Origin of the sequence: Bacteroides sp. ET225 (genome assembly GCF_024733745.1) — a bacterium.
In the GTDB taxonomy this organism is placed as follows: domain Bacteria; phylum Bacteroidota; class Bacteroidia; order Bacteroidales; family Bacteroidaceae; genus Phocaeicola; species Phocaeicola excrementipullorum.
On sequence record NZ_JANRHN010000008.1, the window covers coordinates 73,762 to 97,475 of the forward strand.

21 protein-coding genes are annotated in these 23,714 nt (G+C 54.4%); 6 read left to right on the forward strand and 15 right to left on the reverse strand.

Translation table 11 applies throughout. The features are described 5' to 3' along the window. Nucleotides 1–90: 90 nt before the first annotated feature. From NW212_RS05705 to NW212_RS05755, 11 genes are all read right to left on the reverse strand, one after another. Complete coding sequence (locus tag NW212_RS05705) at nt 91–1,083, reverse strand: glycosyltransferase (protein ID WP_258337684.1); 993 nt, start codon at nt 1,081–1,083, stop codon at nt 91–93. Between the two features lie 93 nt (nt 1,084–1,176). After that, the gene (locus NW212_RS05710) at nt 1,177–1,365 is read right to left on the reverse strand and encodes a hypothetical protein (RefSeq protein WP_258337685.1); all 189 of its coding nucleotides are present in this window, start codon (nt 1,363–1,365) and stop codon (nt 1,177–1,179) included. 340 nt (nt 1,366–1,705) lie between these two features. Further along, entirely contained in the window at nt 1,706–2,173 is a 468-nt protein-coding gene (locus tag NW212_RS05715) for a Spy/CpxP family protein refolding chaperone (RefSeq protein WP_258337686.1), read from the reverse strand. A gap of 199 nt (nt 2,174–2,372) precedes the next feature. Continuing rightward, nucleotides 2,373–2,786, reverse strand: coding sequence for a secondary thiamine-phosphate synthase enzyme YjbQ (locus NW212_RS05720; protein ID WP_258337687.1), 414 nt, complete (start codon nt 2,784–2,786; stop codon nt 2,373–2,375). Nucleotides 2,787–2,808: 22 nt separating this feature from the next. Beyond that, nucleotides 2,809–3,990 (reverse strand): FtsX-like permease family protein, encoded by a 1,182-nt coding sequence (locus tag NW212_RS05725; protein ID WP_258337688.1) that lies wholly within the window; start codon nt 3,988–3,990, stop codon nt 2,809–2,811. Between the two features lie 30 nt (nt 3,991–4,020). Next, a complete protein-coding gene (locus NW212_RS05730) occupies nt 4,021–4,665 on the reverse strand; it encodes an ATP-binding cassette domain-containing protein (RefSeq protein ID WP_258337689.1) in 645 nt (214 codons plus the stop codon). 21 nt (nt 4,666–4,686) lie between these two features. Next, on the reverse strand, nt 4,687–6,198 hold the full coding sequence (locus NW212_RS05735) for a DUF4836 family protein (protein ID WP_258337690.1): 1,512 nt from the start codon (nt 6,196–6,198) through the stop codon (nt 4,687–4,689). Between the two features lie 36 nt (nt 6,199–6,234). Then, entirely contained in the window at nt 6,235–6,933 is a 699-nt protein-coding gene (locus NW212_RS05740) for a 16S rRNA (uracil(1498)-N(3))-methyltransferase (RefSeq protein ID WP_258337691.1), read from the reverse strand. A 19-nt stretch (nt 6,934–6,952) separates the two neighbouring features. Further along, nucleotides 6,953–7,522 (reverse strand): bifunctional nuclease family protein, encoded by a 570-nt coding sequence (locus NW212_RS05745; RefSeq protein WP_258337692.1) that lies wholly within the window; start codon nt 7,520–7,522, stop codon nt 6,953–6,955. Between the two features lie 14 nt (nt 7,523–7,536). Further along, the gene (locus NW212_RS05750; RefSeq protein ID WP_258337693.1) at nt 7,537–8,796 is read right to left on the reverse strand and encodes an MFS transporter; all 1,260 of its coding nucleotides are present in this window, start codon (nt 8,794–8,796) and stop codon (nt 7,537–7,539) included. Between the two features lie 62 nt (nt 8,797–8,858). Then, on the reverse strand, nt 8,859–11,339 hold the full coding sequence (locus NW212_RS05755; RefSeq protein WP_375337951.1) for an SLBB domain-containing protein: 2,481 nt from the start codon (nt 11,337–11,339) through the stop codon (nt 8,859–8,861). 314 nt (nt 11,340–11,653) lie between these two features. On the opposite strand from NW212_RS05755, the gene NW212_RS05760 reads away from it, so the two are divergent. Continuing rightward, nucleotides 11,654–12,466: a Cof-type HAD-IIB family hydrolase gene (locus NW212_RS05760; protein WP_258337694.1), complete on the forward strand. Its 813-nt coding sequence runs from the start codon at nt 11,654–11,656 to the stop codon at nt 12,464–12,466. A gap of 13 nt (nt 12,467–12,479) precedes the next feature. On the opposite strand, the gene NW212_RS05765 is transcribed toward NW212_RS05760, so the two are convergent. Both NW212_RS05765 and NW212_RS05770 read right to left on the reverse strand, forming a co-directional pair. After that, nucleotides 12,480–13,010, reverse strand: a complete 531-nt coding sequence (locus tag NW212_RS05765) for a ferredoxin domain-containing protein (protein ID WP_258337695.1) — start codon at nt 13,008–13,010, stop codon at nt 12,480–12,482. A gap of 110 nt (nt 13,011–13,120) precedes the next feature. Continuing rightward, nucleotides 13,121–14,308 (reverse strand): aminotransferase class I/II-fold pyridoxal phosphate-dependent enzyme, encoded by a 1,188-nt coding sequence (locus NW212_RS05770; RefSeq protein ID WP_258337696.1) that lies wholly within the window; start codon nt 14,306–14,308, stop codon nt 13,121–13,123. Between the two features lie 426 nt (nt 14,309–14,734). On the opposite strand from NW212_RS05770, the gene NW212_RS05775 reads away from it, so the two are divergent. Next, on the forward strand, nt 14,735–15,769 hold the full coding sequence (locus NW212_RS05775; protein ID WP_258337697.1) for a diacylglycerol kinase family protein: 1,035 nt from the start codon (nt 14,735–14,737) through the stop codon (nt 15,767–15,769). Between the two features lie 50 nt (nt 15,770–15,819). Here NW212_RS05775 and NW212_RS05780 read toward each other — a convergent pair whose 3' ends face one another. Next, nucleotides 15,820–16,533 carry a tRNA1(Val) (adenine(37)-N6)-methyltransferase gene (locus tag NW212_RS05780; RefSeq protein ID WP_258337698.1) on the reverse strand — a complete coding sequence of 238 codons (714 nt, stop codon included), beginning with the start codon at nt 16,531–16,533 and terminating at the stop codon, nt 15,820–15,822. A 234-nt stretch (nt 16,534–16,767) separates the two neighbouring features. On the opposite strand from NW212_RS05780, the gene lon reads away from it, so the two are divergent. The 4 genes from lon (at nt 16,768) to NW212_RS05800 (ending at nt 22,949) form a co-directional block, all read left to right on the forward strand. Further along, nucleotides 16,768–19,248, forward strand: coding sequence for an endopeptidase La (gene lon, locus NW212_RS05785; protein WP_258337699.1), 2,481 nt, complete (start codon nt 16,768–16,770; stop codon nt 19,246–19,248). A 19-nt stretch (nt 19,249–19,267) separates the two neighbouring features. Beyond that, nucleotides 19,268–20,398: a tRNA guanosine(34) transglycosylase Tgt gene (gene tgt, locus NW212_RS05790; protein ID WP_258337700.1), complete on the forward strand. Its 1,131-nt coding sequence runs from the start codon at nt 19,268–19,270 to the stop codon at nt 20,396–20,398. Nucleotides 20,399–20,462: 64 nt separating this feature from the next. Further along, on the forward strand, nt 20,463–21,602 hold the full coding sequence (locus NW212_RS05795) for an LptF/LptG family permease (RefSeq protein ID WP_258337721.1): 1,140 nt from the start codon (nt 20,463–20,465) through the stop codon (nt 21,600–21,602). Between the two features lie 237 nt (nt 21,603–21,839). Further along, nucleotides 21,840–22,949 (forward strand): MraY family glycosyltransferase, encoded by a 1,110-nt coding sequence (locus NW212_RS05800; protein WP_258337701.1) that lies wholly within the window; start codon nt 21,840–21,842, stop codon nt 22,947–22,949. 207 nt (nt 22,950–23,156) lie between these two features. On the opposite strand, the gene NW212_RS05805 is transcribed toward NW212_RS05800, so the two are convergent. After that, nucleotides 23,157–23,651: an N-acetylmuramoyl-L-alanine amidase gene (locus NW212_RS05805; protein WP_258337702.1), complete on the reverse strand. Its 495-nt coding sequence runs from the start codon at nt 23,649–23,651 to the stop codon at nt 23,157–23,159. Between the last annotated feature and the right edge of the window lie 63 nt (nt 23,652–23,714).

Sequence of the window (23,714 nt, forward strand, 5' to 3'; positions counted from 1 at the left end):
CTTAAGATATATTCAATCAAAGGATTTTGTATCATTAACTAGAAAGTGCCATGCCTTCTAAATAAAATCAATAAGCAATTTGCAAATTAATTAAGCCGGAGAATTCGTTTCGGAACTTGTGCAACCGCAACCGCAACCTTGACCTGAAGGGCAGTTGCAACCGCAACCGAAATCTGTCTTCAGTATCTGTTTATAGTAGACTTTCAGTTCCCGTAACAACTCGCCGTTTTCTTCCATCCGTTTCATCATCTGTTGAAACAGGTATTCGTTCTGCTTCCGATAGACAGCATATACCTTTTCTTTTTCTTCTTCCAGCAGCAGGGCGGCAATCCACAGCGGGTTGTACATCAATTCGTCCGGAGTGACCCGATAAGGCGAACGCTTCCGATAGATATGCCCGGCCAACAGGTCTTTTACCAACTGACACCTTCCACCCTCCATCCAGACCTTGAGTGATATGTAGGGCTCGTCATATCCATAATAAATAAGTCCTTCCAATCCCCGCAAATAGGTCCAATAACGCTTGCTGGCCGCATAGGCAGCCCCAAACACACAGGGAATATCTATGAGTTCCCGGTCTGGAGCCGGGTCTTCGCCGAATATCCAGCGGGGGCTTAACGGCGTATTTCCTTCAAATGTCAAGAATGTACCGTAAGAAACTTTCCGGTTGGGGATAGGTTCAATGTCCCCGCTCTCGTCCTTGGCCAGCGCATAGGTCTGGCAGCACAACAACCGCCTGTCATCCTCAGCCAAGTAGCCAGCCAAGCGTCTGTCCCAGCCTGCCTCGTAAAACCGCATGTGCGCATCCAAGAACAAGAAATAAGGCGTCTCGATTCGTTGCACCCCCATGTCCCGACAGGCAGCGACGCCCATCCTCTTTTCGTTGCGGATATAAGTCACCGGATACGGGCGCAACATCTCTTCATAGTCATACAGCGTCTGGGAAGCATCGTTAATTACCAATATATCCACCTTGTCCCCGGCATACCGGCACACGCTCTCCACGGTATGAGCCACTTCCTCCCCCTCATTCAAGAAAGGGATAATGACCGTCAACTGAGATGTTGAAAGTGTTTTATACATTTGGCATCAAATTTGAAAACAAACTTACAAAAATATCAGAAATAAAGCAAGGTTGCGGATGTTTTTTTGCAAAAGCCAACCCGCCCTTACATTTTATTGTACTGCAATCCCCTGCAGTGTATTGTCGCGACCATAAAACTGCTTCTTCTGCCTCCACTTCTGAGTCACTTTGTTCTTAAAGGAATAACGGATGCCGAGGACAAACATGGGGGTACGGTCCGTCATGCGCGAAGCAGTATATGAATAATAATTTTCCTGCTGTGTCCAGACTTTCTGTTTCATGGCCGGGAACAAGAAATTCTGTCCGTTGAAACTCAGCTGCCAGCCTTTGGGCAGATTCCAGCTGATGGAAAGGTTGCTCCAAGGTCCGCTTTCCGATTTTTCGTTGCGGCCATAAGAGGCGTTGGTATAGCCCAGACTGAGAGCCTGTTTAAATTTTGCTCTGCCTCGGTTTGGAAATTTTTCGAGGATGTTTTTCTGTTTTTACGAAGATACAGCGGGCTGTCTGACGAGTGAAAGCGGGAAACAGACCGGAAACAAGCTCAAAAAGGGGCGGATAAAAATACTTTATCGGAAAATTTAAACAGGCCCTTATATTTTGATACACCTTTTTTCTCCTTAATCAAAACATCTCGTCTTCAAATTCACGATCCGGTCCATCCATTTCCGGTCTGTGCCCGGGACGACCTTTCGGCCTGTTCTTCTCCCGATATGCCTGAAACTGTTCATACTGCTCATCCGAAAGTATTTTCTTCACAGCCGCATCATATGCTTGCATCATGGAATCCATCTTTTCCCTCATCTTCTCAGGATCCGGGCGTTCGCCGCTATTTCTATCCGGACGCATGGCTTCCATTTTTTCCTGCAAGCCAGATTCTATTTTTTTCCACTTCTCGACCTGTTCGTCAGACAAAGAGAGCGCCTTTATGAGCTCATCCGTCAGCATCGAAGCTCCCGGCCCCTTATGATCCGATTTCCTGTCAGAAACGGCCATACTCCAAACAGATTCATTTTCACAAGCTAAAATGCTACTGAACGGAGATGACAACAATGCAGAAATCATCCCCATAATCACCAGATTCTTTTTCATGTCTTTTTCCTTTTTATAATTTCAGGATAAAGATATGTCCGATAAATAGCCATTTCAAACAAAATATACGAACAAGACGGTTTACTCTGCCAAAACGGGAAAATAACCGCCAAAAGATTGGCACGATATGGCCCGGCCGGCACCGGCAATCCGCCCGGATTGCTGCTGTCCCGCATATATCCGGTTCATCCCGACTCTTTCACTCGCCGAGAATCGTCGCGACAATCCTTCTGCTTCCCCCGTGGTTGCGGAACTCGCAGAGGTAGATTCCCTGCCAGGTTCCCAGATTCAGCCTTCCGTCCGTAATGGGGATGGTCAGGCTCGGGCCAACCAGCGTCGCCTTTGCGTGCGCAGGCATGTCGTCCCACCCTTCCAGGGTGTGGTCGTACCACGATTCCCGTTCTTTCACCAAGTTGTCGAATATCTTTCCCATGTCGCTCCGCACGTCCGGATCGCAGTTTTCGTTGACGGAGAGTGCCGCACTGGTATGCTGTATGAAGAGATTGAGCAGTCCGGTACGAGGCAGCTGTCCGAGATGAGCCGCCACCTCATCGGTAATGAGATGGAATCCGCGCGCACGGGCTCTCAAAGCAAATTCAATCTGTTTTATCATCTTTTTATAGCGTCAAAAGTCGTCAGTTGCTTATCGAATTAATTTTCTTTCTGACCGCCGCAATGTTTATTGCCGACACAATGAGGAAGAGCACAATCCCCACCGTTACGGCAACCGCCATGCTTCCGCCCTTCATCTGCGGGAACATGCGTCCCAGCACATCCAGATAGGCGGAACGCACCAGCGACACGACCAGCAGCCCCAACGCCAGCACAACGGCATTCAGCGCCACTGTAAGCAGCTGGTACGGACGCGCCACACGCGCCGGGCTGTAGCCCACGAGCAGCAGCGTTTCCAGCTTCTTCGTATTTTTCTGCAACAGCAGGTAAATGCTGAGCATCAAAATATAGAACGACAGCACGCTAATCACGAGTCCCACTGCCAGCACGATGCCCACAATCATTTTCAAGAACCAGGTGGTCTTTCCGGCATCCAGCTTGTCGCCCTCGGTTTCATATCCTTTATCCTTCAGGTATTTAGCAATGCGGTCGTCTGCCGGATTCTTCACTTCCACAATGAGCCGCGAAGGTCCGGCCTCTTTCTGGTCGCCGTAAGTCGCATTCGCCCAATTCATGAACGCTTCGGGCACTAGAATCGTGTTTAGCCTGTCGGAGAATCCTACAATGCGACCTTTCATTTGCTTCACCTGTCCCCTGCCGCTCATGCGGATGTCAAGCTTCATCATTCCCAGCACCCCTTCGGACAACTGCGGCAGGCTTCTGCTTTGAGCGAATCCAAAATTATAAAGGTTCAGGTAGTTACGCGGAAGCACGATGGGAATTTCTTCCTGACCGGGACTGAAAGACCATCCTTCCAGGTCCGTATCCACATAGGCATCGGGAACAGATTCGAAAAACAAAGCGGTGGAAAGCTGCATCCCCTGCATACCCATGCCTGCCGACACCCGGAAACGCGCAGGAGTGAAAGCTCCCACGCTCTTCGTGAACGGCTGCTCCTCCAGTTCCGCCTGTTCGGCACTGCTGAAAGCACTGCTTCTGCCTACAACCGACCCGAGCGTGCTCACGCGCTTGCTCACAATCAGATAATCCTTTTTCATGAAACTGTCCCCCTGCATAAACACAGGAAGCACATCCTTGTAAAACTGTACACTCATCAGCACAATCACCATTCCGCACAGATTGGCCAGGGCGAACCCCACCAGCTGAGCCACACTGACATGCTGCCGCAATAATTTCCAAATCACGTTGCTAACATTTAAAAGATTAAGGACTATTCAAAGTTTCATCACCCTGTCGTATGCCAGCGGAAGATTTTTCCCGATGGAAGTCACGATCACGCCGGCGCCGAGCTTCTGCGCCTCCTCGGTCAGTATGCGTGCCATGATCTGCGCATTGCCGTCGTCGAGATGGCTCACCGGCTCGTCCATCAGCACAAAGTCGAGCGGCTGGCAGAGTGCCCTCACGAAAGCCACCCGCTGCTGCTGCCCGAACGACATCCTGCCGACCTTCTGATCCCACTTGTCGGCGATTCCCAGCTCTTCAAACCACCGCTTCACCTGCTTCTTTTCGCGGAAGCCCGTCAGCCTGTTCTTCAGCTGCACATTCTCCCACGCCGTCAGTTCGTCAAAAAGCCGGAGTTCCTGGAAAAGCATTCCGAGCGAACGCCTGCGGATTTCCACCCGCCGCGCCATCGGAAACTTCCTTATGTTTTCTCCGTCGAAGGAGATGATTCCCTGGTAATCGCTGCGGTAACCATAGATATAGCTGCACAGCGAAGACTTGCCTGTGCCCGAAGCCGCCTCGATCAGGTATTTCTGCCCTTTCTGGAAAGCTACCTGCCTGTGCCATACGTCCGAAACGATTCCGTTGCGCCCCGCAAACACTTCGGGCAATGTCTGTTGTAGTTCGATTGTATTCATAATCCGCCTTGCTCGTCCGGCTCAAAAAGCCGCGAACTGTCTTAGTACATTCTTTTTCCGGTCCTTCATCACCCACTCCATCCGGACCTTCTTGCCGTCGGCCGACTCCACCGTCACATAATCCGACAGCTGCAACACGGGAGCGACACGCGCCATTCCGGAAGCAGAGGCCGTCTTCGCCGCCAGATCCTTCACGCTGACAGCCAGATAAAACATCTTTCCCTTCACCCGGCCGCCCCACTCGCAGTCGCGCAAGGTCAGTCCCGGCACCCTGCGGCCTACAAGCGAACGGTCGTTCGTCAGATAGAAACGCCCGTCCTTCACGCCGAACCAGAATGAAGCGTTTCCGGGGGGCAGATTGATTACGGAACCGTCCGTCATCCGGAACTCATATTCGTCCGTACCGTTGTTCTTCAGCGTCATTGTTCCGCCCGTAAGCGCCAGCAGCGGCTTCAGATCCTCGAATGTCTGCAAGAAATCGCGGTTGGTCACATCCGCATACGCGATGAAGCTCCCGCTTTCTGCCGGATTCGGAACAGCAAGGGCCATATCTCCCTTTATCGAGTTGAAAATCAGCTTGAAGTCGACCGGCATCATCGAGCTTTCAAACTGCTGGCGGACGGTGGGATTCTCGCACAGCAGGTCGAATATCTTTCCTCCGTCCATATTGCCCGTCATCCATACGCCGGTGTTGGCCGGGAACAGATCAAGATAGGTTCCTTCCACACGGCCCGATGCCTTCCGCTGCTTTTCGAGCATCTCTGCCATCAGCTTGTCGGCAATCAGAGGCTCGGCTTCCAGCACCGCCTTCCCTTCCTCAAAGTTCAGCGTAGCCAGACACTTCACATTCGTCAGGTTCAGTTCGGCCGACACGCCCATCGTCAGCGGAGCGACGTATGTTCTCGGAAGCAGGTCGAGCGACAGCAGGGCCGCCACATCCTCAGCGGCGTCCTTCAGCCTGCCAAAATCCGCGCCTGCTGCAAAGCCTTCGCCATCTCCCTGCCGCAGCAACATCGACACCCTGTACTGCAGCGTCCTTGCGTCAGATCTTCCCGGCTCGGCCACAATCAGAAACGCCGCGTCCGTGTAGGCAACCAGCGAAGCCCCTGCCACCGTCCACGTGCATCCGTCACTTTCAACCGGCTCCTCACACACCTGCTGCTGTTTCAGAAGTTCCAGCATGCGTCCGACCTTTCCGCTGTCAGACACCCGTGCAAGCAGTCCCGCCAGACTTCCCGAAGGAGAAGCGAACAGATAAACCTTGTCTTTCAGGTCAAGCCCGCTTTCCGACGGATCCTTCGCAATCCTGTCGACCAGCTCGTCGGCACCCTGAATTTCGCCTTTCAGCGCTTCGGCAAACGAAGCGGCCGTCTTCTCGTCCACCCCGCTCTTCGCTGCCATCTGCTCCAGGTTCACAGCCACTACAGCCGCCGCATCATCAGGCAGCGCGTTTACATATTTGCTGCTGTCCGTACACGACACGAAGCAAAGCGCGCACAGTACGGCTCCAAGTAAAAAACGATATTTTCGCATAATCAAAAAACTTTTGGTTCATCCAATCCGGTCCGGTCAGCTGTTGGCCAAGTTCATCAGATGGACAGCCACCAGCGCCGCCGTTTCCGTGCGCAGCCGCGAGCGTCCCAGGCTCACGGGGCGGAAACCTTTCGATTCGGCCAGCTCCACCTCCTCGCGGCTGAAGTCGCCTTCCGGACCTACCAGCACCACGGCATCCCCGCCGGGCACAAGCACATCTTTCAGCAAAGGCTTCTCTCCGTCATAGCAATGGCAGATGAAACGCTGACTCGGGAAGTCCCGCTCCATAAACTGCGCGAAACCGGCCATTTCGTTCACTTCCGGCTTGCGCGCCTTGAGCGACTGCTTCATGGCCGACACGACAATCTTGTCTACCCTTTCCGTCTTAATCACCTTTCTTTCCGAAAAGCGGCAGTTCAGGAAGCTCAGTTCATCAAAGCCGATTTCCGTAGCCTTCTCTGCAAACCACTCCACCCGGTCCATATTCTTGGTCGGAGCCATCGCCAGATGCAGATGCCCTTTCCAGAAGGGCTCCTGCGGCATCTTCTCCAACACTTTCACCTGGCAACGCTTTCCCGTCGCCGCACTGATGACGGCCCGGTAGAAGCAGCCCTTGCCGTCGGTGAGCGTCACTTCATCGCCCGTACCCAGACGGAGCACCCTGAGGCAATGCCCCGCCTCTTCTTCCGGAAGGTCGGGACTGGCGAGTATATCTGGGGTATAAAACAAATGCATCCCTACAAAATATCACGAACTAACAAACATTTCCTTTCTCTCTCCTCCGGATTTCATCCCTGAGTTCCGATGCGCGCTCGTAGTCCTCAACCCTCACGGCATCGTCCATCGCCTTCTTCAGCATGTCCAGACTGACGTTGTTCACCGAAACCGTGTAGCAGCTTCCGTCGTCAGAGATGCCGTGCAGCCGCTCGCGCTCCAGCAGCTCCTCGTCGATGCAGACCGGGAAGTGCATGAGCAGCGACAGGCAGATGGCGTCCGTGGTGCGCGAGTCGACCAGAAAAACGCTTCCGTCCGGACGCTCCACGTGCAGCCACGACGAATAGATCCCTTCCCGGATGTCGTAGATGACAGCTTTCTCAATGTGCAGGCCGCCTCCCGACAAGACATGGGCCATCATTTCGTATGTCAACGGACGAGGGGTCTGATAATCCATCCTCGCCAGCTTGATGCACTGCGCCTCATGCGCGCCGATAATCAATGCCAGCTTTCTCTCGCGAGGACCGTCCTCCTTCAGCACCAGCGCATGAGCGTTGGACGGACGGAGCACCGTTGATATGTCCAGCACTTTGAGTATGATCTCACTCATAAAAAACCTCCATTTTATTTTTGTTCGTGTTTATATCTGAATACCGCCGAAAATGCCACGGCCACAACCAGGGCATATGCGGCAAAAATAAACCAGGCCTTGCTCCATCCGTCTACCTGAGGAAGGGACGAAGAGAAGTCGACAAAGCGGTTCACAACCCACTGGGCGCTGAGCGTGCCGACCGTGGCGCCGATTCCGTTCGTCATGATGACAAACAGCCCCTGCGCGCTCGAGCGGACAGAGAGATCGGTTTCCTTGTCCACATAAAGCGAGCCCGAAACATTGAAGAAGTCAAACGCCACACCGTAGACGATCATCGACAAGACGAACATCCAGACCCCGTTTCCCGGATTGCCGAACCCGAAAAGCCCGAAGCGCAGCACCCATGCAACCATCGCTATCAGCATCACACGCTTGATGCCGAAGCGGCTCAGGAAATAAGGTATCAGCAGGATGCAGCACGTTTCGCTGATCTGCGACAGCGAAATCAGCAGGTTGGCGTGCTGCACGCCGAACGTGCCCGCATACTCGGGTATCGAGCTGAAGCTGGTTATGAACGGATTGGCGAATCCGTTGGTGATCTGGAGCGAAACGCCCAGAAGCATCGAGAAGATGAAGAATATCGCCATCTTCCTGTCCTTGAACAGGAGGAAGGCGCGGAGTCCGAGGGCGTCGACCAGCGACTTGCGCTTGTCCGAACCGCGGTTCACCGGACATTCGGGCAGCGTATTCGCATAAACCGCAAGCACAACGCTCCATGCCGCACTGGCGAAAAACTGCATGTAGTTCTGCTGGAAGCCCAGCAGGTCGACAATCCACATGGAACAGATGAAGCCGATCGTCCCGAACGTGCGGATGGGAGGAAACGCCTTGATCGTTTCAAGCCCCGCCTTGTCGAGAGCCGTATAGGCCACCGAATTTGAAAGAGCCAGCGTAGGCATATAGAAAGCCACCGCCACCGAATAAAAGGCAAACAGCGTGGTAAACTCCACATCCTCTCCCATCGTCATGGCGTAGTAGCCCGCCCCGCCCATGAACAGGGCCGAAAGCAGATGGCTCAGCCCCAGCAGCCGCTGGGCAGGCACCCAGCGGTCGGCCACTATGCCCAGAATGGCGGGCATGAACAGCGACACAACACCCTGCATCGCATAAAACAACCCGATGTGAACCCCCAGGCCTACCTTTGCGAGGTAAGTTCCCATCGAAGTGAGATAAGCTCCCCACACAGCGAACTGGAGGAAGTTCATCACGATCAGTCTGACTTTTGTTTTCACGTATCTATTGTTTAATGTTAAACCAAGAGTTGGCGGCACCGGCCGTCATGCGGCCGCGCGGATCAGTTCTTGAACATCACCGCCAGCGAAGCGATCATCGTAGCCAGCGAAGCAAACGAAGTGGCGTTCGACATCATTGTGGCGAGGTTGAAGCTGCGTGTCTTGCCCGGCACCACGATTTCGCATCCCGGCTCGATCTGCTTCTTTCCGCTGCCCTTCACCTTGGCCACCTGGCCGTTCATATAGATAATGAACTTCTGCTTCTTCTTCGCGTTGTTCGAGTATCCGCCCGCCTGGCTCAGATAATAGTTCACGTTCTCGCCGCTGATGAAAGACACCGTGTTCGGCATCATCACCGCGCCGTTCACCTTCACCGTGTTCACGTATTCGGGCACCACAATCATGTCGCCTTCGCGAAGCACGATGTCGGCATCTCCTCCCGGATTGGCGAGAGCCTTTTCAAGGTCGATTCCCACCGAGAAGATGCTGTCCACCTTCAGCCCGAGGATAGAAACCATCCCTGCGCCGATTTCTTTCTTTATCATCTCGATCACGTCCTTCATGCGGTCCAGCTCGTCCTGGTTAGCCACACGCAGCAGCTTCGTTCCGCGCACATAGGCAAACTGGCTCACGCCTCCCGCACGGCTGATGATGCTGCTCAGACGCTGGTCTTTCGAGTCCAGGTTGTATTCGCCGGCATAGAGCACCTCTCCCTTCACCGTCACGATCTGCTGCTCGTTGTAGCTCGGGCTGCGGCGCACAAACACCTGGTCGTAAGGCTGGAGCACAAAGCCTGCCTGCCCGTCGACTACAAAGCCGTCCTTCAGGCGGAAAGTGAAGTTCTGCCCGATCGTTTCCGACTCGGCCGTACTGTGCGGGTCGCGGATTCTGCGCGCCACGTCCACACGCACCAGCGAAGCTGACTCCTTCAGTCCCCCGGCGGTGATCACCAGATCCTCCAGGCTCATGTTGTCGGCATACGTGTATTCTCCCGGCTTGTTCACCTCGCCGAAAATCTTCACCTTGCCCAGATCCTGAAGGTCGTGGATGCTCGGTATATAGAGAATGTCGTTCTTCTGCAAAGGGATGTCGGGCGAACTGCCTTCCAGAATGCCCAGAATGTCAACCGACTTCACTTCCTTCGTCAGGTTCTCGCGTTCGCGGTAGAGGACAGCCCGGCCCACAAAGGCGTCGCCAAGCAGTCCGTCGGCCTTTTCTACCAGCTGGCGCACGGTGTTGAGCGATCCGCTCAGCTCGTAGATTCCCGGATGGTAGACGGCTCCCCGCACTTCCAGGCGGTTGGCATAGCGGTTGAGTATCGAATCAACGGTCACCACGTCGCCGTCCTGAGTTCTGAACACCGAGAAGTCCGTTTCGTCCACTGTAGCCACGGAGTATTCGCGCCCGTTCTGCCGCACCACGCTCACCGTTTTCTTGTATGCGTCGGCCGAGAAGCCTCCGGCGTATTTCAGCAGCGTGGCCACCGTTTCGCCCTTCTTCATTTCGTAGAACATCGGGCGTTTCACGCGGCCCTTCACCTTGACCAGCTCGTCGTAGGCAGGCACGATCACCACGTCGCCGTCCTGCAGGCGGATGTCGTCCTCAATGCGCCCCTGCATGATATAGTCGTACACGTCGAGGGTGGCCACCTGCTTTCCGGCGCGCGACACCTTCACGTTGCGCAGGCTGCCGATGTCGCTCACTCCGCCCGACACATAAAGGGCATGGAAGACAGTGGAGAACGACGAGAGCACATACGATCCCGGGGCCACCACTTCGCCCATCACGTTCACCTGAATCGTGCGGATGTTTCCCAACGTTACCTGGATGTTGTTCGCCGAGTCGGCATAGATTTTCTTCAGCTCTTCCTTGAGCACGCGGCGCGCTTCGTCAACCGTCATGTTGTTCAGGTAGACAGGGCCGAGGTTGGGTATGTTGATGTAGCCGTCGGGCGAAATTTCCTTCTTGATTGTAGTCTGGCTCGCTCCCCAGATGTCGATGATCACCTCGTCGCCCGGTCCCAGGCAGTAGTTGGCAGGAGTAGCCATGTTGTTGTTCGGCTCGAAAGTCAGCTTGTCGATGTTGAAGATATTCCGTCCGAACACGTCATCTTCCGACACCGTTGCCTTTTTCAACGCCGCGCGCCTCTCCATCGTCCCCTTCATCTCGTCAGAGAGCAGAAAGTCGTTCGGATTCTTGTCCGATGCGTTCGAGCCGGTCAGTGCGGCGGTTTTCCCTTCGTTGATTTTCCGCGTGCGTTCGGTGTCGAGTTCGGATTCGGACGCTCCCTCGTCCGACGAAGAGCTGCTTTCCGCAGCAGAAGTTGAAGAAGAATACTGTGACTTCAGGCGCAGCAGCTGTTCCTGCGTAGCTCCCTGGCTGAGCAGTTCCAGAGCGATTGTCTGCTGATCTTTCCCCTGCTGCAGTCCCTGCTTCACATATTCAATCACCTGAGAGTCTGTCATGCTGCTGGTTTGGGCGGTCACTCCGACGATTCCGCATGACAACAGAAAAAAAGTAATTCCGATGAGCTGTTTCCTCATAATTATTCTGAATCGTTATACATTTTACGGGAGAAATTCCGCCGCAGACCGGGCAGCTTTTCTCTTTTTGTTATGCTAAAATTAGTGCAAAGATAATCTTTTTCGATGAACAAAGACTGCAAGTTGACAAGTTTTTAGGATTTTATGCTGAAAGAAAAAAAACTTGTCCCGTCATCCAAAGCAAAATGTCCCGTCAAGTAAAAGAAAGTTTCCCGTCATCCTGAACGAAAAAGGCGGAGGCGGCACGGAAAAGTCCCGATTTTCCACTATTTTTGCGCAACGAAAAGAGTTTATCAATTTAAATGACACATTCTATGGAATTCAAACTTTTGGCACTCGACCTCGACGGCACGCTCACCAACTCGAAGAAGGAAATCACTCCCCATACGCGCGAAACGCTCATCAGGGCGCAGCAGGAAAAGGGAGTGAAAATCATCCTGGCATCCGGACGGCCGACATACGGGGTGGCTCCTCTCGCCAACGCGCTCGGGCTGGACAAGTTCGGGGGGTATATCCTCGCCTATAACGGAGGGGAGATTATCGACTGGCGCACACGCGAAATCATGTACAAGAACCTGCTCGACCACGATGTCCTTCCGTATCTCTACGAATGCGCGAAAAAGAACGGCTTCGCCATCGTAACCTACGAAAACGAATACGTGCTGACCGAAAAGCCCGACGATGAGTACGTGCTCAAGGAAGCCCTGCTCAACATAATGAAAATCAAGAAGGTAGACAACTTCCTTGAAGCCGTGAAACACCCCATCGCCAAATGCCTCATCGTGGGAGAGCCGGCACGGCTGGCCCGGCTGGAGGCCGAGATGCGCGAGCACCTGAAAGACCGCATGGGAGTGTTCCGCTCGGAGCCTTACTTCCTGGAGCTTGTGCCGAAGGGAATCGACAAGGCACGCTCGCTCTCGGTCCTGCTGGACGAGCTCGGCCTGAAGCGCGAAGAGCTGATGGCGGCAGGCGACGGATTCAACGACCTGTCGATGGTGAAATTCGCCGGAATGGGCGTGGCAATGGCCAACGCGCAGGACGTGGTGAAGGAAAACGCCGACTTCATCACCCTCTCCAACGAAGAAGACGGAGTGGCGCATGCGGTAGAGAAGTTCATCCTGTCATAACCGCCCTCCGCGCCTACTGCGGAGCCTTGCGGTCGAAGAAGGGATTTTTCGACGACGCGCTCACCGGTATGGCATACACCTGCGAACAGCCGTCCAGCCAGTCGAGCTGCTGGGCGGCAAGTCCCGCCGAAAACATCACGCGCGTGTCAACGCGGTGGTCGGCAGCCACAGAGCAGGCCGAGCCGACGGCGATTCCCACATCCACCGAATTGATTGCGCAGGGAACGCCTTCGCTGCGCTCGCCGCAGGTTGCAAACCCGCAATGCCCGCAGTTCATTCCGTGCGGATGTTCATGCGTGCCGATCAGCACGATGCACTCTGCCTTCAGGATATTCTCCGCATCGCGCAGAAAGAACTTGAATCCGTTTTCTTCATACATCTGCTTCATCGTATCCGACAGGATACGGATGTTGCTCTCGGTCACCATGGCCACTTCGATTATGTCCATCCCCTTCGCCTTCGGAGCCGTGCGCGCCGCAAGCATCATCTCCTGCGCCACCAGAAGCACCTGCTCGTGGCGGCTGTCTTTTTCATTGAGTATCATAGTACAAATACAGAAAATATAGGATATAAACAAAAAAGGCACAAAGACACAGCCTCATCCACGTTTGTCTGCTCTGTATCTTTGCGCCTCCCGTATGCGGTTTCTTCCGCTTATTTCAACAGGTCAAGCTGCCTGAAACACTTTATCAGCTTTTCGATGGCGAAGTCGATCTGCTCTTTCGTATGCGTAGCCATCAGGGCGAAACGGACCAGCGTGTCCTGCGGAGCACATGCGGGCGGAATCACCGGATTGATGAACACGCCTTCGTCGAAGGCCAGCTTCGTCACCTCGAAGGTCTTGTCCGTATCACGCACATAGAGCGGAATGATCGGGCTTTCGGTATCGCCGATTTCAAATCCCGCCTCGCGGAAACACTTCAGCGCATAGTTCGTGATCTTCCACAGGTTCTCCTGGCGTTCAGGCTCTGTGCGGATGATGTGCAGCGCTTCTCTTGCCGCAGCCGTAGCCGCCGGCGTGTTGCTCGCCTGGAAGATGTAGGAACGCGCATTGTGGCGCAGCCAGTTGATGGTGTCCTTGTCGGCGGCCACAAAGCCTCCGATCGAAGCGAGCGACTTGCTGAACGTGCCCATAATCACGTCGATCTCGTCCGTCAGGCCGAAATGATCGCAGACTCCCCGTCCGTTGCGTCCGAACACGCCCAGGCCATGAGCCTCGTCCACGTATACCGAAGCGTTGTACTTCTTCTTCAGACGGACGATTTCCGGCAGATTGGCCAGGTCGCCCTCCATGGAGAATACGCTGTCAACGACAATCAGCTTGACGGCATCGGGGTCGCACTTCTGCAGCTCCTTCTCCAGGGCATCCATGTCATTATGCTTGTACTTCAACTGTGTGGCAAACGACAGACGGCGTCCGTCGACGATGGAAGCGTGGTCACGGTCGTCGCAGATGATGTAGTCGCCCCGTCCCACCAGTTGCGGAATCACGCCTTCGTTCACCGTGAAACCGGTAGAAAAACACAACGCCTCGTCTTTCCCCACAAATTCCGCGAGTTCCTTTTCAAGCTCCACATGGATGTCGAGCGTTCCGTTCAGCAGGCGCGAACCGGCACATCCCGTACCGTACTTGCGGGTAGCGGCAATGGCCGCCTCAATGATCCGCTTGTCGTATGTCAACCCCATATACGAGTTGGAACCGAACATCAGCACCTTCTTCCCGTCCATCATCACTTCCGTGTCCTGTGCGCTGTCTATTTCACGGAAATAAGGGTAAACGCCTCTTTCCATATACATCTGAGGCACTCTGAATTTACTTAGCTTTTCTTGTAATAATCCCATATTCCAATCATGAATAAGCGGCATTCTGGTCCGCTTACATTATATAATTAAATAATCTCTTCTCTTCCTGCGGGCACCGCAACGGCAAGGCCCGAACGCAAATGAATGTGCAAAGATAATAAATTCTCGTTTCAGCAAAGCAAGCCCCACAAAAAAATTCAATTCCGGCACAAATAAACCACAATTCCGAACAATTTTATCCGATATTGCATTAATTTTGTATACTTAAACCAAGAGCCTGTTTAAATTTCTGCTCTGCCTCGGCTTGAGAATTGCTTTCGGGGATGTTTTTTCAGCTTTTACGGGGATGACGGCGGGCTGTCTGACGGGTGAAAGCGGGGAACAGACCGGAAACAAGCTCAAAAAGGGGCGGATAAAAAGACGCAACCGGAAAATTCAGACAGGCTCTAAGCCGAAGATTGGATTATGGATAAGAAAAAACGAATGACATTCATCGTCAACCCCATATCAGGGACACACAACAAGGAGGCCATCCTCCGGCTGATCGATGAATTGCTGGACCACAACAAGTTCGACTATGAAGTGAGGAAGACGGAATATGCAGGACATGCGTCCGAAATAGCAGCCCGGGCAGCGGAGGAAGGTGTTGACACGGTAGTGGCCATCGGAGGCGACGGAACCATCAACGAAATCGGCCGCTCGCTTATCCATACGTCTTCGTGCCTGGGAATCATCCCCTGCGGCTCGGGAAACGGGCTTGCAAGGCACCTCCACATCCCGATGGACCCGAAAGGAGCCATCCATGTGCTCAACGACGATCTCCGGAAGACGATCGACTACGGAATAATCGACGGACACCCGTTTTTCTGCACGTGCGGCGTGGGGTTTGACGCGTTCGTCAGCCTGAAGTTCGCCGACTCGGGACGGAGGGGACTGCTTACGTACCTCGAAAATACGCTCCACGAATCGCTGAACTACCGGCCCGAAACGTACGAAATCGAAAACTCGGCCGGCACCGTCCATTACAAGGCCTTCCTCATCGCCTGCGCAAACGCGTCGCAGTATGGCAACAACGCCTACATCGCGCCGCACGCTTCGCTTACCGACGGGATGATGGACATCACCGTCCTCGAACCGTTCACCGTGCTCGACGTGCCGACGCTGGCTTTCCAGCTCTTCAACAGGATGCTCGACCAGAACAGCCGGATCAAGACCATGAAGGACAAGTGCATCATCATCCACCGCACGAAGGAGGGGGTGTTCCATTTCGACGGAGATCCGCAGATGGGCGGGAAAGACCTGAAGGTGGAAATCGTACACCAGGGGCTGAACGTGATAGCGCCGGTACGCCCGAAACGCATCGCTCCGCCGCCCCTGAACGTCCTGCAGCACTTCACCGACTTCATCGAGCGGCGCCCCATCACCGCAACCATCGCCGACAAGCACAAGCAGCTGCTCATGCTCAACCAGCAGATCCTGAGAAGGCTTTCCAAGAAATGATCCGCAGGCGGAAGATGCAGAACAAGAGCTGCGGCTAAACGTCCGTCAAGCTACAAAGCCAGGTAGAACGGTGACAGCAACCGCACAAACTCCGGACTATACACCCTCGGAGCCGTTTCGATCACCAGCTCGTCTGTCAGCGTGGCGGCGGGCAGAGTATGGGTGAAGGCCAGCAGCACCCGCTTGGGCGATGTGCCGGGCTTCGGCAGCACCCATGTCTGGCGCGACAGGTACAGCCGCTCACGAAGCGCAAGCGCCGTGAAATCCGGCCCCGCACTTGCAGGAAGAACCACCGAAAACACGCCGTCGCCGGCAAGCACCCTGCCCGCCTCCCGCAGCAGCGTGCCGAACTCCAGCGAACCGGAATGCCGCGCCAGGCTGCGCGCCGAAGACGGCGATTTCACGTCTTCCACGAAATAAGGCGGATTCGACACCACCGCGTCAAACCTCTTTTCCCACGAAGCGGGAAGCTGCCTCGCGTCCATCCGCTCCACGGCAATCCGTTCTTTCCAGGGCGAACGGGCGGCATTCTCGCGCGCCTGCTCCGCCGCGTCCGCGTCAATGTCGACGGCCGTCACCTGCGCTCGGCTGCGCTGCGCCGCCATCAGTGCGATCAGCCCCGTGCCCGTACCTATGTCGAGCACCTGCCGTGCGTGTTCCACCTCCGCCCAGGCTCCGAGAAGCGAGCCGTCGGTACCTACCTTCATGGCGCATCTGTCATGAAACACCGTAAACTGCTTGAATTTGAAATAAGGGTTCGGCATAACGTATCATTTTGCGGCAAAGTTACGGAAAATAAATTTCACAGCCGCAAACAGCCCGCCGTCATTCGCGCGGAAGCCGGCGGAAGCACACGCATTTGCCCGCCGGAAGAGGCGAATAACCGCACATTTCATTTTTATTATATGTATTTGAAGCCGCAGTTCTTCTTAATTCAAAGCGGAATGATTAACTTTGTGCCGTTTTTGAACAAATATAAAGTTTACGGAAACCAAAATATGGCAAGAAGAACAAGAAAAGAAGCATTTCTCCCGGAAAAAGAAGGAGAAGACATTTCAATGCTGACCGAAATAGAAACTCTCCCGGTCGAAAACAACCTGGAAGAACTGAATGATGAACTGCCGGTGATGACCTTGCGAAACATGATTATACTGCCGTCTGTGGTCATGCCGGTCACGGTGGGCAGGCGGCCTACGCTCAAGCTGGTCAACATGGCACTGAAGAACAAGTGCTCCATCGTCATCGCCACGCAGAAAGTCAGCGAAGTAGACAATCCGGAATTCAAGGACCTCTACCCGGTTGCCGTAATCGGAAAAGTGCTCCGTATTTTTGAAATGCCTACGGGAAACACAACCGTCATCCTGCAGGCGACAGGACCGAAGGTCAGGCTCGAAGAAGTAACGGCCATGAGGCCCTACATGAAAGGGAAAGTCAGCGTCATCGAGGAAAACATGACAGAGGAGGACACCGACGAGTTCAAGGCACTGCTCGACACGTGCAAGGAACTCAGCGCCAAGCTCATCGAGCTGTCCGAACACATGGCGCCCGACACTTCGTTCGCCATCAAGAACATCGACAACAGCGAGATGCTGATCAACTTCATCAGCGCCAACTTCCCGTTCTCCATCGCAGACAAATACGAACTGCTCCAGATAAACAGCCTCAAGGAAAGGCTTTACCGCCTGATCCAGGTGCTCAACAGGGAAGTGCAGCTCGCCACCCTCAAGCAGAACATCCAGATGCGCACGCGCGAGGACCTCGACCGCCAGCAGAGGGAGTATTTCCTCCAGCAGCAGATCAAGAACATACAGGACGAACTGGGGACGGGACAGGACGACGAAATCGACGAGCTCCGCGCAAAGGCCGAGAAGAAGAAATGGAAGAAGGAGGTGGCAGACGTCTTCGAAAGAGAGGTGACGAAACTGGAAAGGGTGAACCCGCAGTCGCCCGACTACAACGTGCAGTATACCTACCTCCAGACCATTCTCTCGCTGCCGTGGGATGTCTACTCAACCGACTATATCGACATACCGAACGCCAAGAAGGTGCTCGACAAGGACCACTACGGACTGGAAAAGGTGAAGGAGCGAATCCTTGAACACCTCGCCGTGCTGAAGCTGAAAGGCGACCTCAAATCGCCCATCATCTGCCTCTACGGCCCTCCGGGCGTGGGAAAAACCTCGCTCGGACGATCCATCGCGGCCGCGCTGAGACGCAAGTATGTGCGCATGTCGCTCGGAGGCGTACACGACGAGGCGGAGATACGCGGACACCGCAAGACGTATATCGGAGCCATGCCGGGACGCATCATCAAAAGCCTGATCAAGGCGGAAACGTCGAACCCGGTCATCATCCTCGACGAAATCGACAAGCTGAGCAGCGACAGCCACGGCGACCCGTCGTCGGCCATGCTCGAAGTGCTCGACCCGGAACAGAACAGCTCGTTCCACGACAACTACATCGACATCGACTATGACCTGTCGAAAGTGATGTTCATCGCCACGGCAAACAACCTGGCCACCATCCCGGGACCGCTGCTCGACCGCATGGAGCTGATCGAGGTGAGCGGATACATCACGGAAGAGAAGATCGAGATAGCGCGCCGCCACCTCATCCCGAAGGAAATGGACGCCACGGGACTGAAGAAGGAGCACGTGAAATTCTCGAAAGGGGCCATCGAGTACATCATCGAGAACTATACCCGCGAGAGCGGCGTGCGCGAACTGGAGAAGAAAATCAGCAAGGTGATGCGGAAAATCGCGCTCGAAATCGCCAGCGGAAACTTTACGGAAACCCATGAGCTGAAGGCCAAGGACATCCCGCAATACCTCGGGCCTGCCGAGTACTCGCGCGACAAGTATCAGGGCAACGAATACGCCGGAGTGGTGACGGGACTGGCATGGACGGCCGTAGGGGGCGAGATCCTCTTCGTCGAAACCAGCCTGAGCCGGGGAAAGGGACAGCTCACGCTCACCGGAAACCTGGGGGACGTGATGAAGGAGTCGGCCATGCTGGCGCTCGAATACCTCAAGGCGCACAGCGGATACCTCAACCTGCCGGAAGGAATCTTCGACAACTGGAACATCCATATCCATGTGCCCGAAGGGGCTATCCCCAAAGACGGGCCGTCGGCGGGCATCACCATGGTCACCTCGCTGGCTTCTGCCCTCACCCAGCGCAAGGTGAAGGCCAACCTGGCAATGACGGGCGAAATCACGCTCCGCGGAAAGGTGCTGCCGGTGGGGGGTATCAAGGAAAAGATCCTGGCGGCCAAACGCGCCGGAATCAAGGACATCATCCTCTGCGAAGACAACCGCAAGGATATCGAGGAAATACAGCCGATGTATCTCGAGGGGGTTGCCTTCCATTATGTGAAGGATATACGCGAGGTGCTCAGGCTGGCCCTGACAAACGAAAAGGTGGCAGACCCGATCGACTTTACCGCCGAACACAAGGAAAACGGGAAAGCCGGCAATTAATCATTTTCAACCGAATGCAATGAAATTTGAACTGCAATATACTGATCCGAAATCAAACGCGCGTGCAGGCCTGATCACAACCGACCACGGACAGATCGAAACGCCGATCTTCATGCCCGTGGGAACGGCAGGAACCGTGAAAGGAGTGCATCTGCACGAACTCAAGGAAGACATCAAGGCGCAAATCATCCTGGGAAATACATACCACCTCTACCTGCGCCCGGGACTGGACATCATCGAGGGGGCCGGCGGACTGCACAAGTTCAACGGCTTCGACCGACCCATGCTCACCGACAGCGGGGGGTTCCAGGTGTTCTCGCTTGCCGGAATCCGGAAAATGAAGGAGGAAGGCGTGGAGTTCCGCTCGCACATCGACGGATCGAAGCATCTCTTCACGCCGGAAAGGGTGATGGATATCGAGCGGACAATCGGAGCGGACATCATGATGGCTTTCGACGAATGCGCGCCGGGCACGTCCGACTACGAGTACGCAAAAAAGTCGATGGAACTTACGCACCGGTGGCTCGACCGCTGCATCGCGCGCTTCAACGAAACGGAACCGAAGTACGGCTACAGCCAGTCGCTCTTCCCCATCGTGCAGGGATGCGTCTATCCCGACCTGCGCCGCCGCTCGGCTGAATACATCGCCTCGAAAAACGCCGACGGAAACGCTATCGGCGGACTCGCTGTGGGCGAACCTACCGAAAAGATGTACGAGATGATTGAAGTGGTCAACGAAATACTTCCCGCCGACAAACCGCGATACCTGATGGGCGTGGGCACGCCGGCAAACATCCTCGAAGGCATCGAACGCGGAGTGGACATGTTCGACTGCGTAATGCCTACACGAAACGGACGGAACGGCATGCTCTTCACCAAGCAGGGAATCATGAACATGCGCAACAAGAAGTGGGAAAACGACTACTCGCCCATCGAGGCCGACGGAGCGTCGTATGTCGACACCATGTACAGCAAGGCTTACCTGCGCCACCTCTTCCACGCCCAGGAGCTGCTGGCGCTGCAGATTGCCTCAATACACAACCTTGCCTTCTACCTCTGGCTGGCTGGCGAAGCGCGCAGGCATATCATCGCCGGCGACTTCTCGACCTGGAAGCCCAAGATGGTGGAACAGGTAACGACCCGACTTTAAACTGCCCTGGCTCATGAAGAAGATAAACGCGATACAGAACATAAAGGAAAAAATGAAGGCCGGAATGCCCCGGCTGAAAGAAGAACTGAAGAAGCTCAAGGGGAATCCTTTCAAGAAAAAATGGCTGAAAAGGCTCGACAGGTACATCATCGTGAAGTTCCTGGGGACTTACTTCTTTGCCATCGCCCTGATCATCTCGATTGCCGTGGTGTTCGACATCAACGAGAACATCGACGACTTCATCAACAACAAGGCGCCGCTGAAAGCGATCATGTTCGACTATTACCTGAACTTCATCCCCTACTACACCAACCTGTTCAGTCCGCTGTTCGTGTTCATCGCCGTCATCTTCTTCACCTCCAAGCTGGCGGAGAACTCCGAAATAATCGCCATGTTCTCCACCGGAATGAGTTTCAAGCGGCTCATGGTCCCCTACATGATCTCGGCGGCCATCATCGCACTCGTGACGTATGTGCTCAGCACCGAAGTGATCCCCACGGGAAGCGTGACGCGCCTGAAATTCGAGGAGGTATACAAGAACAAGCGGCAGGCAGACTATGCCCGCAACATCCAGCTGGAGGTGGACACCGGGGTGGTGGCCTATATGGAACGGTACGAGAACTTCAACAAGACGGGCTACCGCTTCTCGCTCGACAAGTTCGAAAACCACAAGCTGGTGTCGCATCTCACCGCACGGCGCATCACCTACGACACGACGGGCGTACACCGCTGGATCATCAAGGATTACATGATACGTGAAATGAGGGGCATGCGCGAAACCATCACCCGCGGCGAACGCCTGGACTCTACCATCAACATGGAGCCGCAGGACTTCCTCATCACGCGGGGACAGCAGGAAACGATGACCAGCCGCCAGCTCCGGCAATACATCGACAACCAGAAGCAGCGCGGATTCGCCAACATCAAGGTGTTCGAGGTGGAATACTACCGCCGCATCGCCACATCCTTCGCCGCGTTTATCCTGACGGTAATCGGACTGTCGCTCTCGTCGCAGAAGCGCAAGGGAGGAATGGGGCTTCACCTCGGCATCGGAATCGCCCTGAGCTTCTCGTACATCCTGTTCCAGACGATTTCGTCTACGTTTGCCATCAACGGCAATACGCCTCCGAACCTTGCCGTATGGATCCCGAATATCCTGTACCTCTTCATCGCGATCTATCTGTACCGCAAGGCTCCCAAATAACCGCCTGAAAAGGAGGCGAAGCTCAAAGCCCGTTGCATTCCGGCTCTACGGAAAACTTCGGGGACTGCCATTTCCTAAATTTCTTTAGGAAAAACAGCCCGATACCCTATTTTTCGTGTCTGCCGTATTGTCTGATTAGGGGAATAAAGTTAATTTTGCAGCTAAAAACTTTGCACGGGAAAGGAAACGGAAATCCGGATGCCTGACTGAGGCAAAGCCAAAACCAAACATACAGAAATGGAAAACTTATATATCATTATCGGAGCATTCATATGCGCAGTGCTGATGGGGCAGGCCATCATCCCCAACATTCTCGTCATCTCTTTGCGGAAAAGGCTGTTCGACGAACCCGATTCAAGAAAGGTCCACAAGCGGCCGGTGCCACGGCTGGGCGGCGTCACATTCTTTCCGGTCATCCTCTTCACCCTCTCCGTGTTCACGGCCATACGCATCATGATCGGGCTTAACCCCGACGCAAGAGAGGTCGGGAGAATCGCCTGCGAGTTCCTCTTCATGATAGGGGGGCTTACACTGCTCTACATCGTGGGCATAGGCGACGACCTGGTGGGCGTGCGCTACCGCAAGAAATTCCTCGTGCAGATTCTCGCAGCTGCCATGTTCCCGCTGTCCGGACTGTATATCAACAGCTTCTACGGCCTTTTCGGCATCTATCAGATAGATCCTTCCATCGGCATCCCGCTCACCATCCTGCTGGTGGTGTTCATCACCAACGCCATCAACCTGATCGACGGAATCGACGGACTGGCGTCGGGACTGAGCATGGTCGCGCTGATCGTGTTCGGCATCCTGTTCATCCACTTCCGCTACTGGTCGTTCGCCCTGCTTGCCTTTGTAAGCGTGGGTGTCATCATCCCCTTCTTTTCCTACAACGTGTTCGGAAGCATCGACAGGGGGCGGAAAATCTTCATGGGAGATACGGGCAGCCTGACGCTGGGCTTCATCCTGAGCTTCTTCGTAATCAAATACAGCATGTACGACCCCGCCGTGCGCATCATGCCCATGAGCAGCCCGGTGCTTGTGTCGTTCAGCGTATTGATGGTGCCCTGCCTGGACGTTGTCCGTGTGGTACTCCGGCGCGCCCGCAACCACAAGCCGCTGTTCATGCCCGACAAATCACACATCCACCACAAGTTCCTGGCCATGGGATTCTCTCCGCGGAGCGCGATGATAAGCATCCAGGTTATGTCGGCATGCTTCTGCGCCTTCACGATGGCGGCCATCCATTTCCTCAACAACACGGTGGTTTTCATTATCGACGTGCTTGCATGGACGCTGCTTAACGTATGGTTCGACAAGATAATCACAAAGAAAAGCAAACTGCAGTAAAACATTTGAGGGCTTCAGATGCCTGTGACGGTTTTCCGCGGAATACAGAAGGGCGGAAACGGGCGGGCATAAAAAAAGGGAATCTTCCCAGATTCCCAATCTTCATTAACCTTAAATCTAATACCATGAAAAACACAGTGCAAATATACGGCTTTTATGTTATGCAACATATAAAAACCAAGAAAAATGCACTCCGTTTTGCATTATTTAACCTTTAAGGCCTGCATCGCCATTATGTCCCTTAAGACGCCCGATCCATTCCTGAAGACAATCTCCTACCTCAAAACACGGACACTGCTTGATCCACTCTTCCGGCTCAACCGTTCCGTCGCCGTCCAGATCCGGACTCAGGTCGCGGTGCCCTACAATCCGCCTGATCGGAAATTCCTTCACCAGCACCCTCACCAGCACTGTCATCGCGTGTTTCTGCCTGTCGGTACGCGTGTCGGCCGGTTTTCCGTTTTCATCCAGCCCGCCTTCATAGGCAATGCCGATGCTGCAAGCGTTATGTCCCTTGGCATGCGCTCCCACACATTCCACCGGACGCATGGTGCAAATGCTCCCGTCGGTGCGGATATAATAATGGTAGCCGCAGCCCTTGAACCCTCTTTGCCGGTGCATCTTCGTCAGCAGAGCCGGCGAGAGCGGGCTGTCCGCTCTCGTGGCTGTGCAATGAATCACAATCGTGTCAATCTTTCTCATCCGCAATCCTTTTTCTGCCCGTCAGGATGCAGAGCAAACAGTTCAGTATCCTGACAATAATAC

Excerpts from the sequence above, each read along its gene's own strand:
- NW212_RS05755 (WP_375337951.1), bottom strand. The coding sequence starts at position 11,339 with ATGAGGAAACAGCTCATCGGAATTACTTTTTTTCTGTTGTCATGCGGA.
- NW212_RS05710 (WP_258337685.1), bottom strand. The coding sequence starts at position 1,365 with ATGAAACAGAAAGTCTGGACACAGCAGGAAAATTATTATTCATATACT.
- NW212_RS05760 (WP_258337694.1), top strand. The coding sequence starts at position 11,654 with ATGGAATTCAAACTTTTGGCACTCGACCTCGACGGCACGCTCACCAAC.
- NW212_RS05730 (WP_258337689.1), bottom strand. The coding sequence starts at position 4,665 with ATGAATACAATCGAACTACAACAGACATTGCCCGAAGTGTTTGCGGGG.
- NW212_RS05775 (WP_258337697.1), top strand. The coding sequence starts at position 14,735 with ATGGATAAGAAAAAACGAATGACATTCATCGTCAACCCCATATCAGGG.
- NW212_RS05745 (WP_258337692.1), bottom strand. The coding sequence starts at position 7,522 with ATGAGTGAGATCATACTCAAAGTGCTGGACATATCAACGGTGCTCCGT.
- NW212_RS05800 (WP_258337701.1), top strand. The coding sequence starts at position 21,840 with ATGGAAAACTTATATATCATTATCGGAGCATTCATATGCGCAGTGCTG.
- NW212_RS05740 (WP_258337691.1), bottom strand. The coding sequence starts at position 6,933 with ATGCATTTGTTTTATACCCCAGATATACTCGCCAGTCCCGACCTTCCG.
- NW212_RS05770 (WP_258337696.1), bottom strand. The coding sequence starts at position 14,308 with ATGGGATTATTACAAGAAAAGCTAAGTAAATTCAGAGTGCCTCAGATG.
- NW212_RS05780 (WP_258337698.1), bottom strand. The coding sequence starts at position 16,533 with ATGCCGAACCCTTATTTCAAATTCAAGCAGTTTACGGTGTTTCATGAC.
- tgt (WP_258337700.1), top strand. The coding sequence starts at position 19,268 with ATGAAATTTGAACTGCAATATACTGATCCGAAATCAAACGCGCGTGCA.
- NW212_RS05735 (WP_258337690.1), bottom strand. The coding sequence starts at position 6,198 with ATGCGAAAATATCGTTTTTTACTTGGAGCCGTACTGTGCGCGCTTTGC.
- NW212_RS05720 (WP_258337687.1), bottom strand. The coding sequence starts at position 2,786 with ATGATAAAACAGATTGAATTTGCTTTGAGAGCCCGTGCGCGCGGATTC.
- NW212_RS05795 (WP_258337721.1), top strand. The coding sequence starts at position 20,463 with ATGCCCCGGCTGAAAGAAGAACTGAAGAAGCTCAAGGGGAATCCTTTC.
- NW212_RS05765 (WP_258337695.1), bottom strand. The coding sequence starts at position 13,010 with ATGATACTCAATGAAAAAGACAGCCGCCACGAGCAGGTGCTTCTGGTG.
- NW212_RS05805 (WP_258337702.1), bottom strand. The coding sequence starts at position 23,651 with ATGAGAAAGATTGACACGATTGTGATTCATTGCACAGCCACGAGAGCG.
- NW212_RS05705 (WP_258337684.1), bottom strand. The coding sequence starts at position 1,083 with ATGTATAAAACACTTTCAACATCTCAGTTGACGGTCATTATCCCTTTC.
- lon (WP_258337699.1), top strand. The coding sequence starts at position 16,768 with ATGGCAAGAAGAACAAGAAAAGAAGCATTTCTCCCGGAAAAAGAAGGA.
- NW212_RS05715 (WP_258337686.1), bottom strand. The coding sequence starts at position 2,173 with ATGAAAAAGAATCTGGTGATTATGGGGATGATTTCTGCATTGTTGTCA.